Genomic DNA, 14,311 nt, shown 5'->3' with positions numbered 1-14,311 from the left:
CTCGCACATCTCTCAGGCGGGGGCGGCCTGCGCCGGAATGCCTCGCCAGCTCGTGCCCGGCGTGAGCCGCTCGCCCTTCATCAGCAGCGACAGAGCGCCGAGCGACACGTCCTCGCCCACCACCGAGTCGTAGAGCACGACGGCGCGGGCGCCGATGCTCGCGCCGGACCGCACGGTCACGGCGGACATCTTCATGACCCGGTCCTCGAAGAGGTGGGTCTGCAGGGACACCCCCGATCCGATCGCGACGTCGTCGCCGATCTCCACCAGGTCGAACTCGGTCATATAGGTGGTCGCTATGCAGGTGCGCCTGCCGATGCGGGCCCCGAACCAGCGCAGCACGGGCGGGAGGAACGGGGTGCCGGCCAGCAGCGCGACCCCGGCCGGAACCGCGGCGGCCTCGTACAGCCCGGTGACGAACTCCGTGCGCCGGACGAACCTGCTCCACAACGGCTCCACCCTCGGCCGGTAGACGCCGATGAGACATCGCTTGAACCCGGCGCAGCAGCCGATCACCGCCAGCCCCGCCGCACAGGCGACGAGCGGCGCGGCGGCCACGACCGCGGGCAGGGCCAGGACGCGGGCGAGCGCGTGCACGCCCAGCAGGTAAAGGTAGAAGCCGGTGCCGAACAGCGTCGCCGGAAGGGTGGCGCGGAAGAACTCGACGCCCAGGCGGTGGAGCACCAGCCGGCGGGGCGGCCGGAACGTCTGCTCCTCGGAGAACGCGCCGCTGTCCTGCCGCACGGGAAGGTGAATCGGGGGAGAGCCGAGCCACGAGGTGCCCTCGGGGACGCCGTCGTGCGGCGGGATCGTGCTGACGCCCACCAGCGACCCCGGTCCCATGCGCGTGCCCGCCGGGATGACCGCGGCGTTGCCGACGAACGCCCGCCTGCCCACCTCGGTCGGCAGGAAGGCGACCCGGCCCCGGGCGAAGCCCGCGGCTCCCACGCTCGCCATGTCCGCGACGAAGCTCTCCTCCCTCAGCGTCAGGAGATCGGGGTCGAGCTGCGCGGCCGTGGACACCTCCGAGCGGCGGCCGACCCGCGCGCCGAGCAGCCGCAGCCACGGGGAGGTGTACAGCGTGCCGTAGAGCGAGTTGGTCGACCGCAGGCTGAACTCCAGGAGCTTGTCCACCGCCCACTTGCGTACGCCGAGCCAGGAACGCGCCGGGTGGACGCCGACCGGCGCCTTCCGCAGGACCAGGCGCTTGCCGGCGGCCACCGCCGCGCAGACGACGACCACGTACAGCGGGCCCGCCACCAGGACGGCGGCCGGGCCGGCCGCGAGACCCCAAGCGGCCACGGACGCCCAGACGAGCAGGACGCTCGGCACGATCGAGGCCACCGCGACCGCCTCGAGGCAGCAGAGGACCGCCACCGCCGCGGCCACGTGCCGCGCCTTCCACCCGGCCGGGGCGGGGGCGCCCAGCATCGTCTCCACCATGGGCCCGAGCGACTCCACGCGGCTCGGCGGCGATCCGGCCCACCGCGCTCCCTCCGGCACCGTCTCGCCCTGCGTCAGCGCCGACTGGTCGCCGAGCCCGGCGTGGGCGCCGACCCGCGTGCCCGGGCCGAGCACGGCGCCGTTCCCGACGAACGCGTGCGGACCGACCTCCACGGGCGCGACGACCACCCATCCGTCCACCACCAGCCACGCGTGCAGGGAGGAGCGATATCCGACCGAGGCGCCCGCGCCGATCCGCAGCAGCGCCGGGAGGTTGACGTCGGCCGTCGCGACGGCGGCGCCGGCCCCGACCCGCGCGCCGAGCAGCCGCAGGTACGCCCCCATCATCGGGGAGCCGCTCAGCAGCGGCAGCGGGGAGACCGACAGCAGCAGCTGCAGCGCCCACAACCGCACGTAGGTGACGCTCCACAGCGGATATCGGCCGGGCCGGACGCCGGCCGTCAGCGGCCGGGCGAGCAGCACCGGCAGCAGCCAGTGCACCATGACATACGCGGTCATCGCGGCCAGCGCCAGCGAGGAGAGCAGCTCGGCGCCCTGACCGGGCAGCAGCAGCCACCCCTCGTCCCTCCTGGGGACGCCGGGGACCGGGCGAGGGTTGGTCCATCCGTACAACGTGACGGACAGCGGCAGCGTGATCACGAGCAGCAGCACGTAGATGACCGCGCCCTGCGCGGCCCCGGCCGGCGCGATCCGGCGGCGGCCGTGCCGCAGGGGAGCCGGGCGGGGCGGGGCGGCCGGCTCCGGCACCCCCGTACGGGTGCCCGGGCGTGCGGCGATCAGGTGCGCGGCGAGGCCGCGCACGGTGGGGTTGGCGTAGAGGTCGCGGACGGCGAGGCTCGCGCCGATCTCACCGGCGCGCAGCAGGGACACCACGCTGGCCGCCAGCAGGGAGTGACCGCCGAGGTCGGTGAAGAAGTCCGCCTCGACCGACAACGCCTCGGGGGCGAGGCCGAACGTCTCGGCCCACACCGCGCGCAGGTGTGTCTCCAGCTCGCCCTCGGCGGGCGTCACCGGGCCGGCGCCCACGAGGCGGCGGCCGGTCGGCGGGGGCAGCCTCCGGCGGTCCACCTTGCCGCTGGGCATGGCCGGCAGCGCGGCCACGACGTCCAGGAACGAGGGCAGCATGTACGACGGAAGCCGGCGGCGCAGCCGGTCGTGGAGCCGCCCGGAGAGGGCCCGGTAGCCGTCGCCGTCCCCGTCGCCCGGCGCGGGCACGACGTAGGCGGCGAGTTCGCCGGTGGAGGCGGCGGCGCCGGGCACGGGCACGAGGGCGGCCACGGCCTCGGCGACGCCGGCGTCCTCCAGCAGCACGTTCTCGATCTCGCCGAGGTCCACCCGGTGTCCCCGGATCTTCACCTCGGAGTCGGCGCGGCCCAGATACTCGATGTCCCCGGTCGCGGTCACACGGCCCAGGTCTCCGGTGCAATAGAGCCTCCCGCCCGCAGAGGCGAGCGGATGCTCGATGAAGCGGTCGGCGGTCAGGTCCGGACGGCCGACGTAGCCGCGGGCGACGCCCGGCCCCCCGATGCAGATCTCGCCGACCTCGCCGTCCGGCACCGGGTCGCGTCGCTCGTCGAGCAGCACCACCGAATAGGTCGGCAACGGCCGGCCGATGGTGACCGGCCGCCCCGGCAGCAGCTCGGCGCAGGTCGCGGTGACGGTCGCCTCCGTCGGCCCGTACGTGTTGAGGATCCGGCGGCCCGGCCGGCTCCACCGCTCCACCAGGCGGGGCGGGCAGGGCTCGCCCCCGACGATCAACGTGCGCAGGCGTGGCAGCTCGCGCGGGATCGTCGCGAGCAGCGTCGGCACGCAGTAGAGCACCGTGATCTCGCTGCGGTCCAGGAAGTCCGCGAGCTCCGCGCCGAACTGCGGTAAGTCTGCCGGGCCAGCGACGAGGGCGGCCCCGGCCGACCACGTCGGCCAGATCTCCTCGATGGAGAAGTCGAAGGAGATCGTCATCCCCTGGTAGACCCGGTCGTGCGGCCGCACGCCGTACAGGCCGGGCACGACGTCGAGGAAGTTGCCGATGCTCGACTGCGCCACCTCGACGCCCTTCGGCCGGCCGCTCGACCCGGAGGTGTACATGACGTACGCGATCGGATCGTCGCCGGCCGCGCCGTCGAGCGGGCGGGTGGCCGGCGCGGCGGCGGCGAGACCGGCGGAGGCGTCGAGGTCGAGCACGCGGTGGCCCGGCGCGACGGCGGGCGACCCGTCCGCCGTGGTGAGCACGAGGTCGACCCCGGCGTCGTCGAGGATGTAGCCGACCCGGTCCGGCGGCGACTGCGGGTCGATCGGCACGAACGCCGCGCCCGCCTTGCCGACCGCGAGCAGCGCCACGTATGTGTGCACCGACCTCGGCAGCAGGATCGCGACGCGGGATCCGCAGCCGATCCGCAGGCCGCGCAGCAGGTGCGCCAGCCGGTTCGCCCGCGCGTCCAGCGCGGCGTAGGTCAGCCTCAGCCGCCCGCACTCCAGCGCCGTCGCCCCGGGCGTCAGGTCGCACCGCGCCTCGAAGACGTGGTGCAGCCGTCCGTGTGACCGCCTGGGCGAGATCCGCGAACCGTTCCCGGCCCGTGCTGTTCGCGATGCGTGACTCGGCATGATCACCCTTTGGCCGATCGCGTATGGCGTGGGCGGGTTCGTCGATGCGCACGAAGAGCGTCCGGCGCGACCCGCGGGACGGACGCGGAATCAGGTCCGCCGTGGGATCTCCTGATGCCCGATGAGACCGCCGCGCGGCGGTCGTCCTATGGACTGTGTGCCCCCGATGCCGTCACGCTCCGGCAGCGAATTCCCTAGACAGGGCAAAAGAACGGCGACGACCGCCGCACCGGTCTCAGTGGCGCCGCTCGCGCTCGGCGAGGAGGCGGGCGGTCTCGCCGGAGACCTCGCTGGCGAGGACCGCCGCGACCACGTCGATCAGATGGCTGGTGAACAGGCGGTCGTCCCTCGCCGGGGGGCCGCTCGCGCGGCGGGCCAGCTCGACGTACGTCATGCGGATAGCCATGAAGCGCTGGTGCAGGCGCACGGCGGCCGGGGGAAGCAGGGGGGCGACCAGCTCACGCCAGCGTCCGATGCTGCCGCCGCCGTCCTCGGGGAGGCTGGGCGGCATGCGGTGGACCAGCTGCTCCATCACGCGCAGGTAGTCGCGCCCGCCGCCGGGGTCGGCCAGTTTGGCGGCGGCCGGGCGGACGAGCGCGGCGGCGAGCGTGCGGAGCGCCTCGGCCGGCGGCAGCGGGCCGCGTGCCTCGTACTCGTCCAGGAGCTGGTGACGCCGCGCCTCGATCTCCGGCCGGTGCTTGGCGAGCACCGCCTTCAGCAGCCCGGAGCGGTCGCCGAAGTGGTACTGCAACGCGGTGGAGTTGCGCTGTCCGGCGGCGGCGTTGATCTCGCGCAGCGAGACGGCGTCGATGCCGCGCTCGGCGAACAGGCGCTCGGCGGCGTCCACGAGCCTCCGGACCGTCGTCTCCGCCGGCATCGCGCCTCCCTTGTCGCTCGTACGCCCGAAGGATACGGTATTTCAGGCGATCGCATTATTTGACGTGTCAGCCGCATTACCGTGCCCGAGGGAGGATCATGGCCATCGACTTCACGCTCGCCCCCGAGCACGAGGAGATACGCGCGCGGGTGCGGGCGTTCGTCCAGGAGACGGTGATCCCGGCGGTCAAGCCGTTCGAGGACTCCGAGGAGAAGGTCCTCACCCGTGAGGAGTACCTGCGCACGATCTTCGACCTGCGTCGCAGGGCCAGGCAGGAGGGGCTCTGGCTGCCGCACATGCCCAAGGAGTGGGGCGGCATGGGCCTCGGCCACGTCGAGCTGGCCATGGTGCAGGCCGAAGCGGCCAAGACGAGGCTCGGACCGTGGGTGCTCAACTGCGCGGCCCCCGACGAGGGCAACATGCACACGCTGCTGCACTGGGGCACCGACGAGCAGAAGGAGCGCTACCTGCGGCCGCTGCTCGACGGCGTGAAGATGTCGTGCTTCGCGATGACCGAGCCCGAGGTGGCCGGCTCCGATCCCACGCTCATCCGCACGAGCGCCGTGAAGGACGGCGACGAGTGGGTGATCAACGGGCACAAGTGGTTCATCTCCAACGCGCGCAGGGCGAGCTTCGCGATCCTGATCGCCAAGACCGAGTTCGACCTGCCGGAGGGCGCGCGGGGCGCCAACACGGCCTTCCTGGTGGACCTGCCGGCCGACGGCTGGAACGACGTACGCGAGATCGAGACCATGCACGGCTCGACCGGCCACAGCGAGATCGTCATCACCGACCTGCGCCTGCCGGACTCCGCCGTGCTCGGCGGGCGGGGCAACGGCCACCGCCTGGGGCAGTACCGCCTCGGCCCGGCCAGGCTGGCGCACTGCATGCGGTGGATCTCGCAGGCGGAGACGGCCCTTGACATGATGGTGGGCAGGGCCCTGGACAGGTTCAGCCACGGGTCGCTGCTCGCCGACAAGCAGGGCGTGCAGTGGATGATCGCCGACTCGGCCATGGAGCTCTACCAGTGCAAGCTCATGGTCCTGCACGCCGCCTCGAAGATCGACAAGGGTGAGGACTTCCGCACGGAGGTCTCGATGGCCAAGCACTTCGTGGCGAACAGCCTCAACCGGATCGTCGACCGGGCCATCCAGGTCCACGGGGCGCTCGGCTACTCGACCGACACCCCGCTGGCGCACATGTTCCAGCACGCGCGATGGGCGCGGTTCGCGGACGGCGCCGACGAGATCCACCAGATGCGCATCGCCGAACGCACTATCGAGGCCTATCGGGCCACCGGCTCGACCAGGTCCGCGACGGGAGGGCTGCCGCTGTGAACATCGACGACATCTCCGGCAAGGTCGCGCTCGTCACCGGGGGCGCGGGCGGCATCGGCGCGGGTGTGGCCCGCCGCCTGGCGGCGTACGGCGCGCACGTGGTGCTGGCGGACGTCGACGCCGAGGCCGGCGCGCGCACCGCCGAGGAGATCGGCGCCGCGTTCGTCCGGACCGACGTGTCGCGGCTGGAGGACAACCAGGCCGCGGTCGCGCTCGCGGTCGAGCGGCACGGCGGGCTCGACCTCGCCTTCCTCAACGCGGGCGTCGCCTCGGGCTGCGGGCTCGGCGAGGACTTCGACCTCGCCCGCTACCGGCGCGTGATGGGGATCAACCTCGACGGCGTCGTCTTCGGTGTGCACGCCGCGCTGCCGGCGATGCGGGCCGGGGGCGTGATCGTGGCGACCGCCAGCATGGCGGGGATCGTGGGCATTCCGCAGGATCCCGTCTACGCGGCCAACAAGCACGCGGTCGTCGGGCTCGTCCGCTCGCTCGGCCCGCAGCTGGAGCCCCTCGGCATCCGGGTGCAGGGGCTGTGCCCGTCGTTCGCGGACACCGGGATCCTGGACGGCGACATCAAAGCGCTGCTGGACGAGATGAAGTTCCCGATCCTCGACGTCGAGACGGTCGTCGAAGCGTTCTTCTCGCTGCTGGCGAGCGAGAGCACCGGCGAGTGCTGGTTCGTCGTGCCGGGCCGGGAGAGCCAGCCCTTCCTCTTCCGCCGCGCCCCCGGACCCCGGTGAGCCGGTATGACCAACTTGTCGGTTTTTGGGCGGTGATTCGGTAGCGTGCCGCTGTCGATTCGGCGGCGGAACGAGGGCGACGATGGCCACCTGGGCGGACTTCCAGTACGAGATCTACCTCAACGGCATGACCGGTGCCGTGCCCCGGCTGCCGACCGATCTGACCCGGCTGGAGGAGATGGCCGAGCGGCGGCTCGGGCCCGGCCCCTTCGGCTACGTCGCCGGCAGTGCGGGCAGCGGGCGCACCGAGCGCGCCAACCGCGAGGCGCTCGACCGCTGGCGGATCGTGCCGCGGATGCTCCGCGACGTGCGTGAACGCGACCTGTCGGTGACCGTGCTGGGCAGGAGGCTGCCCGCGCCGCTGGCGCTCGCGCCGATCGGCGTGCTGTCGATCATGCATCCGGAGGCCGAGCGGGCCGCTGCCCGCGCGGCCGCCGCGACGGGCGTGCCCTTCATCCTGTCGTCGGCCTCCAGCACGCCGATGGAGGACGTCGCGGCGGCCATGGGCGACGGCGAGCGGTGGTTCCAGCTCTACTGGGGCAAGGATCGCGAGGTCAGCCTCAGCTTCCTCGCCCGGGCCAAGGCGGCGGGGTTCACCGTGCTGGTCGTCACCCTCGACACGCCGCTGCTGGCCTGGCGGCCCCGCGATCTCGACCAGGCCTACCTGCCGTTCCTGCGCGGCGTCGGCACCGCCAACTACTTCACCGACCCGGCGTTCCAGGCCGGGCTCGCCCGGCCGGTGCACGAGGACCCGAACGCCGCCGTCCTGCACTTCGTGGGGATGTTCGGCGACCCGGGCAAGACGTGGCCGGACCTCGCGCTGCTGCGCGAGCGCTGGGACGGCCCGATCGTGCTGAAGGGCGTCCTGCACCCGGACGACGCCCGTCTGGCGGCCGACGCGGGCATGGACGGCGTCGTCGTCTCCAACCACGGGGGACGCCAGGTCAACGGCTCGATCGGGGCGGCCGACGCCCTGCCGGCCGTCGCCGACGCCGTGGCCGACCGGCTCACCGTGCTGTTCGACGGCGGCATCCGCACCGGGGACGACGTGGTCAAGGCGCTCGCGCTCGGCGCGAGGACCGTGCTGCTCGGCCGCCCGTACGCGTACGGGCTGGGCCTGGACGGGCAGGCGGGGGTGGAGCACGTGATCCGCTGCGTGCTGGCGGAGACCGACCTCACGCTGGCCCTCTCCGGCTGCCGGGGATCCGCCGCGCTCACTCCCGATCTGCTCACGCGGATCTGACCCGGCCCCCGCGTCCCCGGTCCCCGGAGTGCTCGGAAATCGCGCTGCCCCGGCGGCGGCCGTTCGGCGTGACGGCGGCATGAGGGGGGCATGGCGGGGGCATGGCGGGGGCATGGCGGGGGCACGGGCCGGACGAGCGGCACCCGGGAGCCGTTCGCAGCCGAGAGGCGGTGTGGCGTGTGGCCGGCAGGGATGAGCGCGGGGGCAACGGGCAGGGCCGGCCGTCGGCGGCGTACACCGGACACGCCGCCGACGACGAGCTCGCGGTCAGGCTGAGCGATCTCGCGCGGACCCTGCAGGGCGAGGACACCGCGCAGGAGACGCTGGACGCCATCGTCGCCGCGGCCGTCGACACGGTCCCCGGTGCCCAGCACGCGGGGCTGACGGTCGTCATCCGCCGCCGCGAGGTCGAGACCCAGGCCGCGACCGGCGACATCGTGGGGGAGGTGGACAGGGCGCAGTACGAGACGGGCGAGGGACCGTGCCTCGACGCCACTTATCGGCACAGGACGGTGCGGCTGTCGGACATGACCCAGGAGAAGCGGTGGCCGGAGTTCACCCGCCGCGCCGTCGATCTCGGCGTGAAGAGCATGCTCTCCTTCCAGCTGTACGTCCAGAAGGACAACCTGGGCGCCCTGAACCTGTACTCCTCGGAGAAGAACGCCTTCGACGACGAGTCCGAACATGTCGGCCTGCTGTTCGCGGCCCACGCGGCGGTGGCGATGTCGGGAGCGCGGCAGCAGGAGCAACTGCGGAACGCGCTCGCGGTCCGCGACCTCATCGGCCAGGCGAAGGGCGTCCTCATGGAACGCCACAAGCTGACCGCGGATCAGGCGTTCGCGCTGCTCGTACGCGCCAGCCAGGAGACCAACACCAAGCTGGCCGACATCGCCGAGTATCTGGTGGACACCGGGGTGCTGCGCGCCCGTGGAGATCGTTGACCGGGCGGGGCGGGATCAGCGGCGCGGCTGCCGGAAATCCGCCGGGGGCAGCGGGAGCGCGGCCGGATACAAGGTCGGGAGCAGGCCGACGATGTCCAGGAGCCTGTGGGCGATCCGGCTCGGATTGACCACCGTGAGGCGGCATCCCCCCTCGGCCGCGGCGGTCCGGCTCATGAGCAACGCACGTACGCCGGACGCGTCGAGAAAGGTGACTCCCGCGAGGTCGACCTCGATGCGGGTCGGCCGCTGCCGCCGCAGGACCTGGAGCACGCCCCTGTACAGCCGGCCGGACGTGCTGATGTCGATCTCACCGCACGCGATGATCCGCGTCATCCCCGCCCACGGGGCCCCGGCGGAAGGTTCGGACGCCGAAGGAGGAGCGGAGGGGACTTCGGGACCCATCGGGCACTCCCGTCGTTGCGGCCGAGCGCATCCCCTCACCTCTGAAGGTCGCGACCAGCCCATACATGTCTAACCACAAACGGGCAGGTCAAACCATTCCCGCACTACCGGCAAAGCCTCGGGCAAGCCGTACGGGCGGCGCCGGAGGGCCGCCGCGCCCGGCCCCCCGGCGTCTCGATCAGGTGGCCGAGCCGAGGTCCTCGGCCAGGGCCTCCTCCTCCAGTTCCTCCCGCCGCGCGGCGGCCGGCTCGGTGGCGGCCATCTCGGCCGCCTGGGCGCGCTCGGCCTCGCCGAGCTGCCGGTGCGCGGTGGTGAGGACGAGCGCACCGAGGAGCACGGCAGCGGCCCCCAAGTAGAACGGCGCGTGCTGGCTGTCGAGGCGCTCGGCGAGTTTGCCCGCGACGAAGGGCGCGAGGCCGCCGCCGATGAAGCGGATGAACCCGTACGATGCGGAGGCGATGGGCCGCTCCACGGGCGAGATGGTCATGACCGCCTGGGTGGTGACCGTGTTGTTGACGCCGATGAAGACGCCGGCGACGATCACGCCGCAGATCACGACGATCCGGTTGTCGGTGAACAGCGCGATCACCAGGATGTCGAGGCTGAACAGCACGAGGTTGGCGTACAGCGTGCGGGCGATGCCGAAGCGGGCCTGCAGCCGCGGGGCGCCGAAGACCGAGAAGATCGCGACGAGGATTCCCCAGCCGGTGAAGACGAGGCCGAGCTGGTGCTCGTCGAGCTCCATCGGGTAGGGCGCGTAGCCCAGCACGGTGAAGAAGCCCCAGTTGTAGCAGAGCGCGGTCAGGCCCAGGATGAGCAGGCCGCGGTGACGCAGGGCCTTGATCGGGGCCGCGATGCTGGTCTTCTTCGCCGGGGTGGGCGTGGGCCGCACCAGGGTGACGGTGGCGATCAGCGCGATCGCCATCAGGACCGCGACGCCGTAGAACGGGCCGCGCCAGCTGATGCCGCCGAGTACGCCGCCCAGCAGGGGCCCGACCGCGATGCCGACGCCGAGCGCGGTCTCGTACAGGATGATCGCTCCGGCGAAGCCGCCGCTGCTCGACGCGACGATGACGGCGAGCGAGGTGGCGATGAACAGGGCGTTGCCGAGGCCCCAGCCGGCGCGGAAGCCGACGATGCCGCCGATGCTGCCGGACGTCCCGGCGAGGGCGGCGAACACCACGATCAGGGCGAGGCCCACGATGAGGGTGCGCTTGGCGCCGATGCGGCTGGAGACCCAGCCGGTGACCAGCATCGCCACGGCGGTGACGACCAGATAGCTCGTGAACAGCAGCGACACCTGGCTGGGCGTGGCGTGCAGTTTCGTACTGAGGGCGGGCAGGATCGGGTCCACCAGCCCGATCCCCATGAACGAGATCACGCAGGCGAAGGCGACCGCCCAGACCGCCTTCGGCTGCTTGAAGGGGTTGGAGACAGGGGCATGAGCAGAGCTCACCGGACCTCCTGGGAAGAAGCGAGGGGGAGCGCCCTGATCCCTACTCGTCTGCCGTGCCCTCGAGCAGGCGCCGGAGCAGGGGGAGGAACTCGCCGGCGACCCGCGTCAGCTCGCGCAGCTCGCCGGGGGACAGCGTGCCGAGCATCTCGGTGAGCCGCTCTCTGCGCCGGCGGCGCCGCTCGGCCAGCAGCGCCCGGCCGGCGTCGGTGACGCTGACCCGCACCGCGCGTCCGTCGAGGTCGTCGACCGCCCTGCACACCAGGCCTTCACGTTCAAGGCGCTGCACGAGCTGGGTCATCGACGGCTGGGTGACGGACTGGCGCGCGGCCAGGACGCTCAGCCGCTGCGGGCCGTTGCGGTCCAGGTACGACAGGGTCGTCGCGGCCGTGAGGCTGAGGTCGCCCTGCACGGACAGCCGCCGCACGGTGAGCACCGCGAGTTCGTCCAGGACGGCGGCGACCGCCTGGGGCTCCTCGGGGGGATCGGCGCTCGGGGTGACGGACACTGGTGTTCCTCCGGACGGGAAGTGAATTGCATAGGAAGCTTATACAACTGTCCGGAGTGCGCCGCATCGCCCCCCTCACCCAGGCTTCGCCCCCTCGCCCGCCTTGGGCGGGAGCGGCAGCGCCGGGCCGGTCAGCCGCGCCTGGCGGGAGGCCAGCCGTGACCCCAGCCGCCCTGGGCCATCGTCTGGAACGCCCACCCCTCCTCGGTGCGCACCAGCAGGTCGCCGTAGTGCATGCTCTCCCGCCGGCCCTCGACCGTCATCGTCGCCGTGGTCTCCACGAACACGAGGTTGGGGCTGAGGAAGTGCGGCGTCCGCACCGACTCCATGCCGAGCTCCGCCGTCCCGCCGCCCATGGCCTCCCGCATCGCCTCGACGTACTCCTCGCGCGTCCACTGCCGTACGGCCGCGAAGCCGCCCGGCACGTCGGTGGCCAGGTTCATCGGGAAGACCGCGAGATCGGCCAGCCGCTCGATCGTCCCCTGCTCGGCGAGCGCGTCGTACTGGGCGAACCAGTCCTCGACGCTCTTCAGTTCCTCGTCGCTCGGCTCGTACACGCACTCGGTCCTTTCTCTCCGTACGCTGTACCGTACAGCATACGGTACGAGCGCGATCGGGTCAGGCCGGCTCGTCCACCAGCTCCCGCCTGGTGTCCTCCTGTGCCATGGCGCTCAGTTGCGCGGCGTCCCGGCCGGGAGAGACCCCGAAGACCTTGCGGTACTCCCGGCTGAACTGTGACGGGCTTTCGTAACCGACGAAATAGCCGATGTCCGCCACGTTCCCCGACCGGGTCATGAGCAGAGTGCGGGCTGTCTGGAGACGGATCTGCTTCTGGAACTGGACCGGCGTCATCGACGTCGCCGCGCGGAAGTGCCGGTGAAAGGACGACGCGCTCATCCCGCAGAGCCCTGCCAGATCCGTGACGGAGAGCTGCTCCCGGTAGTGCTCGCGGATCCAGCGGATTCCCCGGGAGATGTGCGCGAGATTGCCGTCGACGAGGCCGATCTGCCGCACGAGCGCCCCCTGGTCGCCGTTGATGAGCCACCAGAGGATCTCCCGCTGGTATCCGGGCGCGAGCACGCGCAGGTCGTCCGGCCGGTCCGCGATGCGCAGCAGGCGTACGACGGGATCCAGCAACTCCGGTGAGGCGTCGCTCACCGCCATTCCGGTGAACGCCGGGGGCTTGCCGGCCGCGCCCGCCTCCAGCAGGAGCGGCGCGATGTCCGCCGGGCGCAGGGACATGCTGAAGACGACGAACGGCCTGTCCGGGCTGGCTTCCAGGGCCTGGCCGATCACCGGGAGGTCAACCGACACGACGAGGTACTGCCCGGCGCGGTAGTCGTACGGGACCCCGTTGAGCACCGTGCGTTTGACCCCCTGCGCGACGATCGCGAGCGACGGCGTGGAGAACGTGCCGACCGGGAACGTGGGCCGGTCCACGGACGCGATGGTCACTCCGTCCACGATCCCCCTGCGAAGGCCGACGGCGGTGTGGCGCGTGATCAGCCCCCGCATCTCGTCAAGCAGGTCCATGCGCGCCAGTCAACCAGCCCTGACCGGCTGACATCACCATGCCCGAGGGAGCCCGGCGCGCGAGATTGACAGGATCGTGCAAGGCGGCGGCAGGATCGGGTTCACGGCACGGCGGGCCGGCTTGGTGGGATGAAGAGGTCAGCAGCCCCGAATCCAGAAGGCAAGAACGACATGAAACGCAGAACTCTCGGCGCCACCGGAATGTCCGTCAGCGAGCTCTCCCTCGGCGCGATGATGTTCGGCAGCATGGGAAACCGCGACCACGACGACGCGATCCGCGTCATCCACCGCGCACTCGACGCCGGCATCAACGTCATCGACACCGCCGACGTCTACTCCCGGGGTGAGTGTGAGGAGATCGTCGGGAAGGCGATCAAGGGCCGCCGCGACGACCTCGTCATCGCCACGAAGTTCGGGCTGCCGATGGGCGAGGACCCCAACCGGCGAGGCGGTTCCCGGCGGTGGATCGTCCGCGCGGTCGAGGACAGCCTGCGTCGCCTGGACATCGATCACATCGACCTCTACCAGATGCACCGCCCCGACCATGAGACGGACGTCGGCGAGACGCTGTCGGCCCTGACCGACCTCGTCGGCGCCGGGAAGATCCGGGCGTTCGGCTCCTCCATGTTCCCCGCGGAGCTGATCACGGAGGCACAGTGGACGGCGCAGCGCACGGGGACATACCGGTTCCTGACCGAGCAGTCGATGTACTCCGTGTTCACCCGCAAGCCCGAGGGCGCGGTGTTCCCGACCGCCCAGCGCCACGGGCTCGGCGTCCTCACCTTCAGCCCCCTCAACGGCGGATGGCTGTCCGGCCGGGCCGATCTCACGACCGGCCACCGGGCCTCGTCCCAGCCGTCCCGGTACGACCCGGAGACGCCGACCGGCAGGCTCAAGGCCGCCGCGCTCACGGAGCTCGCCGCCCTCGCCGGCGAGGCCGCCATGACGCTGCCGCAACTCGCGGTCGCCTTCGCCCGCGCGCACCCGGCCGTCACGTCCGTGCTGATCGGGCCGCGCACCGCCGACCAGCTCGATGGACTCCTGCCCGGCGCCGACGTGGACCTGACCGACGACATCCTGGACCGCATCGACGCCATCGTGCCGCCGGGAACGGACCTCAACCCCGAGGACAACTACGCCACCACGCCGCCCGCGCTGCAGGACGCCCGGCTTCGGCGCCGGTGAGCCATACGCATGGATCGGTGAAGGATG

12 protein-coding genes are annotated in these 14,311 nt (G+C 72.2%); 5 read left to right on the top strand and 7 right to left on the bottom strand.

The genetic code is table 11. The annotated features are described in order from the left end of the window. Positions 1 to 12: 12 nt before the first annotated feature. Together BXA11_RS15760 and BXA11_RS15755 are read right to left on the bottom strand one after the other, a co-directional pair. Positions 13 to 4,065, bottom strand: coding sequence for a Pls/PosA family non-ribosomal peptide synthetase (locus tag BXA11_RS15760; RefSeq protein WP_083744275.1), 4,053 nt, complete (start codon positions 4,063 to 4,065; stop codon positions 13 to 15). Between the two features lie 235 nt (positions 4,066 to 4,300). Next, positions 4,301 to 4,942: a helix-turn-helix domain-containing protein gene (locus tag BXA11_RS15755; protein ID WP_076435150.1), complete on the bottom strand. Its 642-nt coding sequence runs from the start codon at positions 4,940 to 4,942 to the stop codon at positions 4,301 to 4,303. Between the two features lie 98 nt (positions 4,943 to 5,040). Between BXA11_RS15755 and BXA11_RS15750 the strand changes: the two genes are divergently transcribed. The 4 genes from BXA11_RS15750 (at position 5,041) to BXA11_RS15735 (ending at position 9,203) form a co-directional block, all read left to right on the top strand. Next, entirely contained in the window at positions 5,041 to 6,279 is a 1,239-nt protein-coding gene (locus BXA11_RS15750) for an acyl-CoA dehydrogenase family protein (RefSeq protein ID WP_076435149.1), read from the top strand. Then, entirely contained in the window at positions 6,276 to 7,019 is a 744-nt protein-coding gene (locus BXA11_RS15745; RefSeq protein WP_076435147.1) for an SDR family NAD(P)-dependent oxidoreductase, read from the top strand. The genes BXA11_RS15750 and BXA11_RS15745 overlap by 4 nt, the downstream gene beginning before the upstream one ends. A gap of 82 nt (positions 7,020 to 7,101) precedes the next feature. After that, positions 7,102 to 8,262: a lactate 2-monooxygenase gene (locus tag BXA11_RS15740; protein ID WP_076435146.1), complete on the top strand. Its 1,161-nt coding sequence runs from the start codon at positions 7,102 to 7,104 to the stop codon at positions 8,260 to 8,262. A 179-nt stretch (positions 8,263 to 8,441) separates the two neighbouring features. Then, positions 8,442 to 9,203, top strand: a complete 762-nt coding sequence (locus BXA11_RS15735; RefSeq protein WP_204053968.1) for a GAF and ANTAR domain-containing protein — start codon at positions 8,442 to 8,444, stop codon at positions 9,201 to 9,203. Positions 9,204 to 9,218: 15 nt separating this feature from the next. Here the strand turns inward: BXA11_RS15735 and BXA11_RS15730 are convergent, their stop codons facing one another. From BXA11_RS15730 to BXA11_RS15710, 5 genes are all read right to left on the bottom strand, one after another. After that, a complete protein-coding gene (locus BXA11_RS15730) occupies positions 9,219 to 9,536 on the bottom strand; it encodes an STAS domain-containing protein (protein WP_076435143.1) in 318 nt (105 codons plus the stop codon). 247 nt (positions 9,537 to 9,783) lie between these two features. Then, entirely contained in the window at positions 9,784 to 11,061 is a 1,278-nt protein-coding gene (locus BXA11_RS15725) for an MFS transporter (RefSeq protein ID WP_076435141.1), read from the bottom strand. Positions 11,062 to 11,101: 40 nt separating this feature from the next. Then, positions 11,102 to 11,566: a MarR family winged helix-turn-helix transcriptional regulator gene (locus tag BXA11_RS15720; protein ID WP_204053969.1), complete on the bottom strand. Its 465-nt coding sequence runs from the start codon at positions 11,564 to 11,566 to the stop codon at positions 11,102 to 11,104. A 131-nt stretch (positions 11,567 to 11,697) separates the two neighbouring features. After that, positions 11,698 to 12,123, bottom strand: a complete 426-nt coding sequence (locus tag BXA11_RS15715; RefSeq protein ID WP_030511762.1) for a hypothetical protein — start codon at positions 12,121 to 12,123, stop codon at positions 11,698 to 11,700. Between the two features lie 61 nt (positions 12,124 to 12,184). Further along, positions 12,185 to 13,099 carry an AraC family transcriptional regulator gene (locus tag BXA11_RS15710; RefSeq protein ID WP_076435139.1) on the bottom strand — a complete coding sequence of 305 codons (915 nt, stop codon included), beginning with the start codon at positions 13,097 to 13,099 and terminating at the stop codon, positions 12,185 to 12,187. Between the two features lie 171 nt (positions 13,100 to 13,270). Between BXA11_RS15710 and BXA11_RS15705 the strand changes: the two genes are divergently transcribed. Beyond that, a complete protein-coding gene (locus tag BXA11_RS15705; protein WP_030511764.1) occupies positions 13,271 to 14,284 on the top strand; it encodes an aldo/keto reductase in 1,014 nt (337 codons plus the stop codon). Positions 14,285 to 14,311 lie beyond the last annotated feature (27 nt).

The organism is Microbispora rosea (assembly GCF_900156315.1).
GTDB lineage: Bacteria > Actinomycetota > Actinomycetes > Streptosporangiales > Streptosporangiaceae > Microbispora > Microbispora rosea.
The sequence above is the reverse complement of the archived record's forward strand: the minus strand, read 5'-3'. Positions and strand labels throughout refer to the sequence as shown.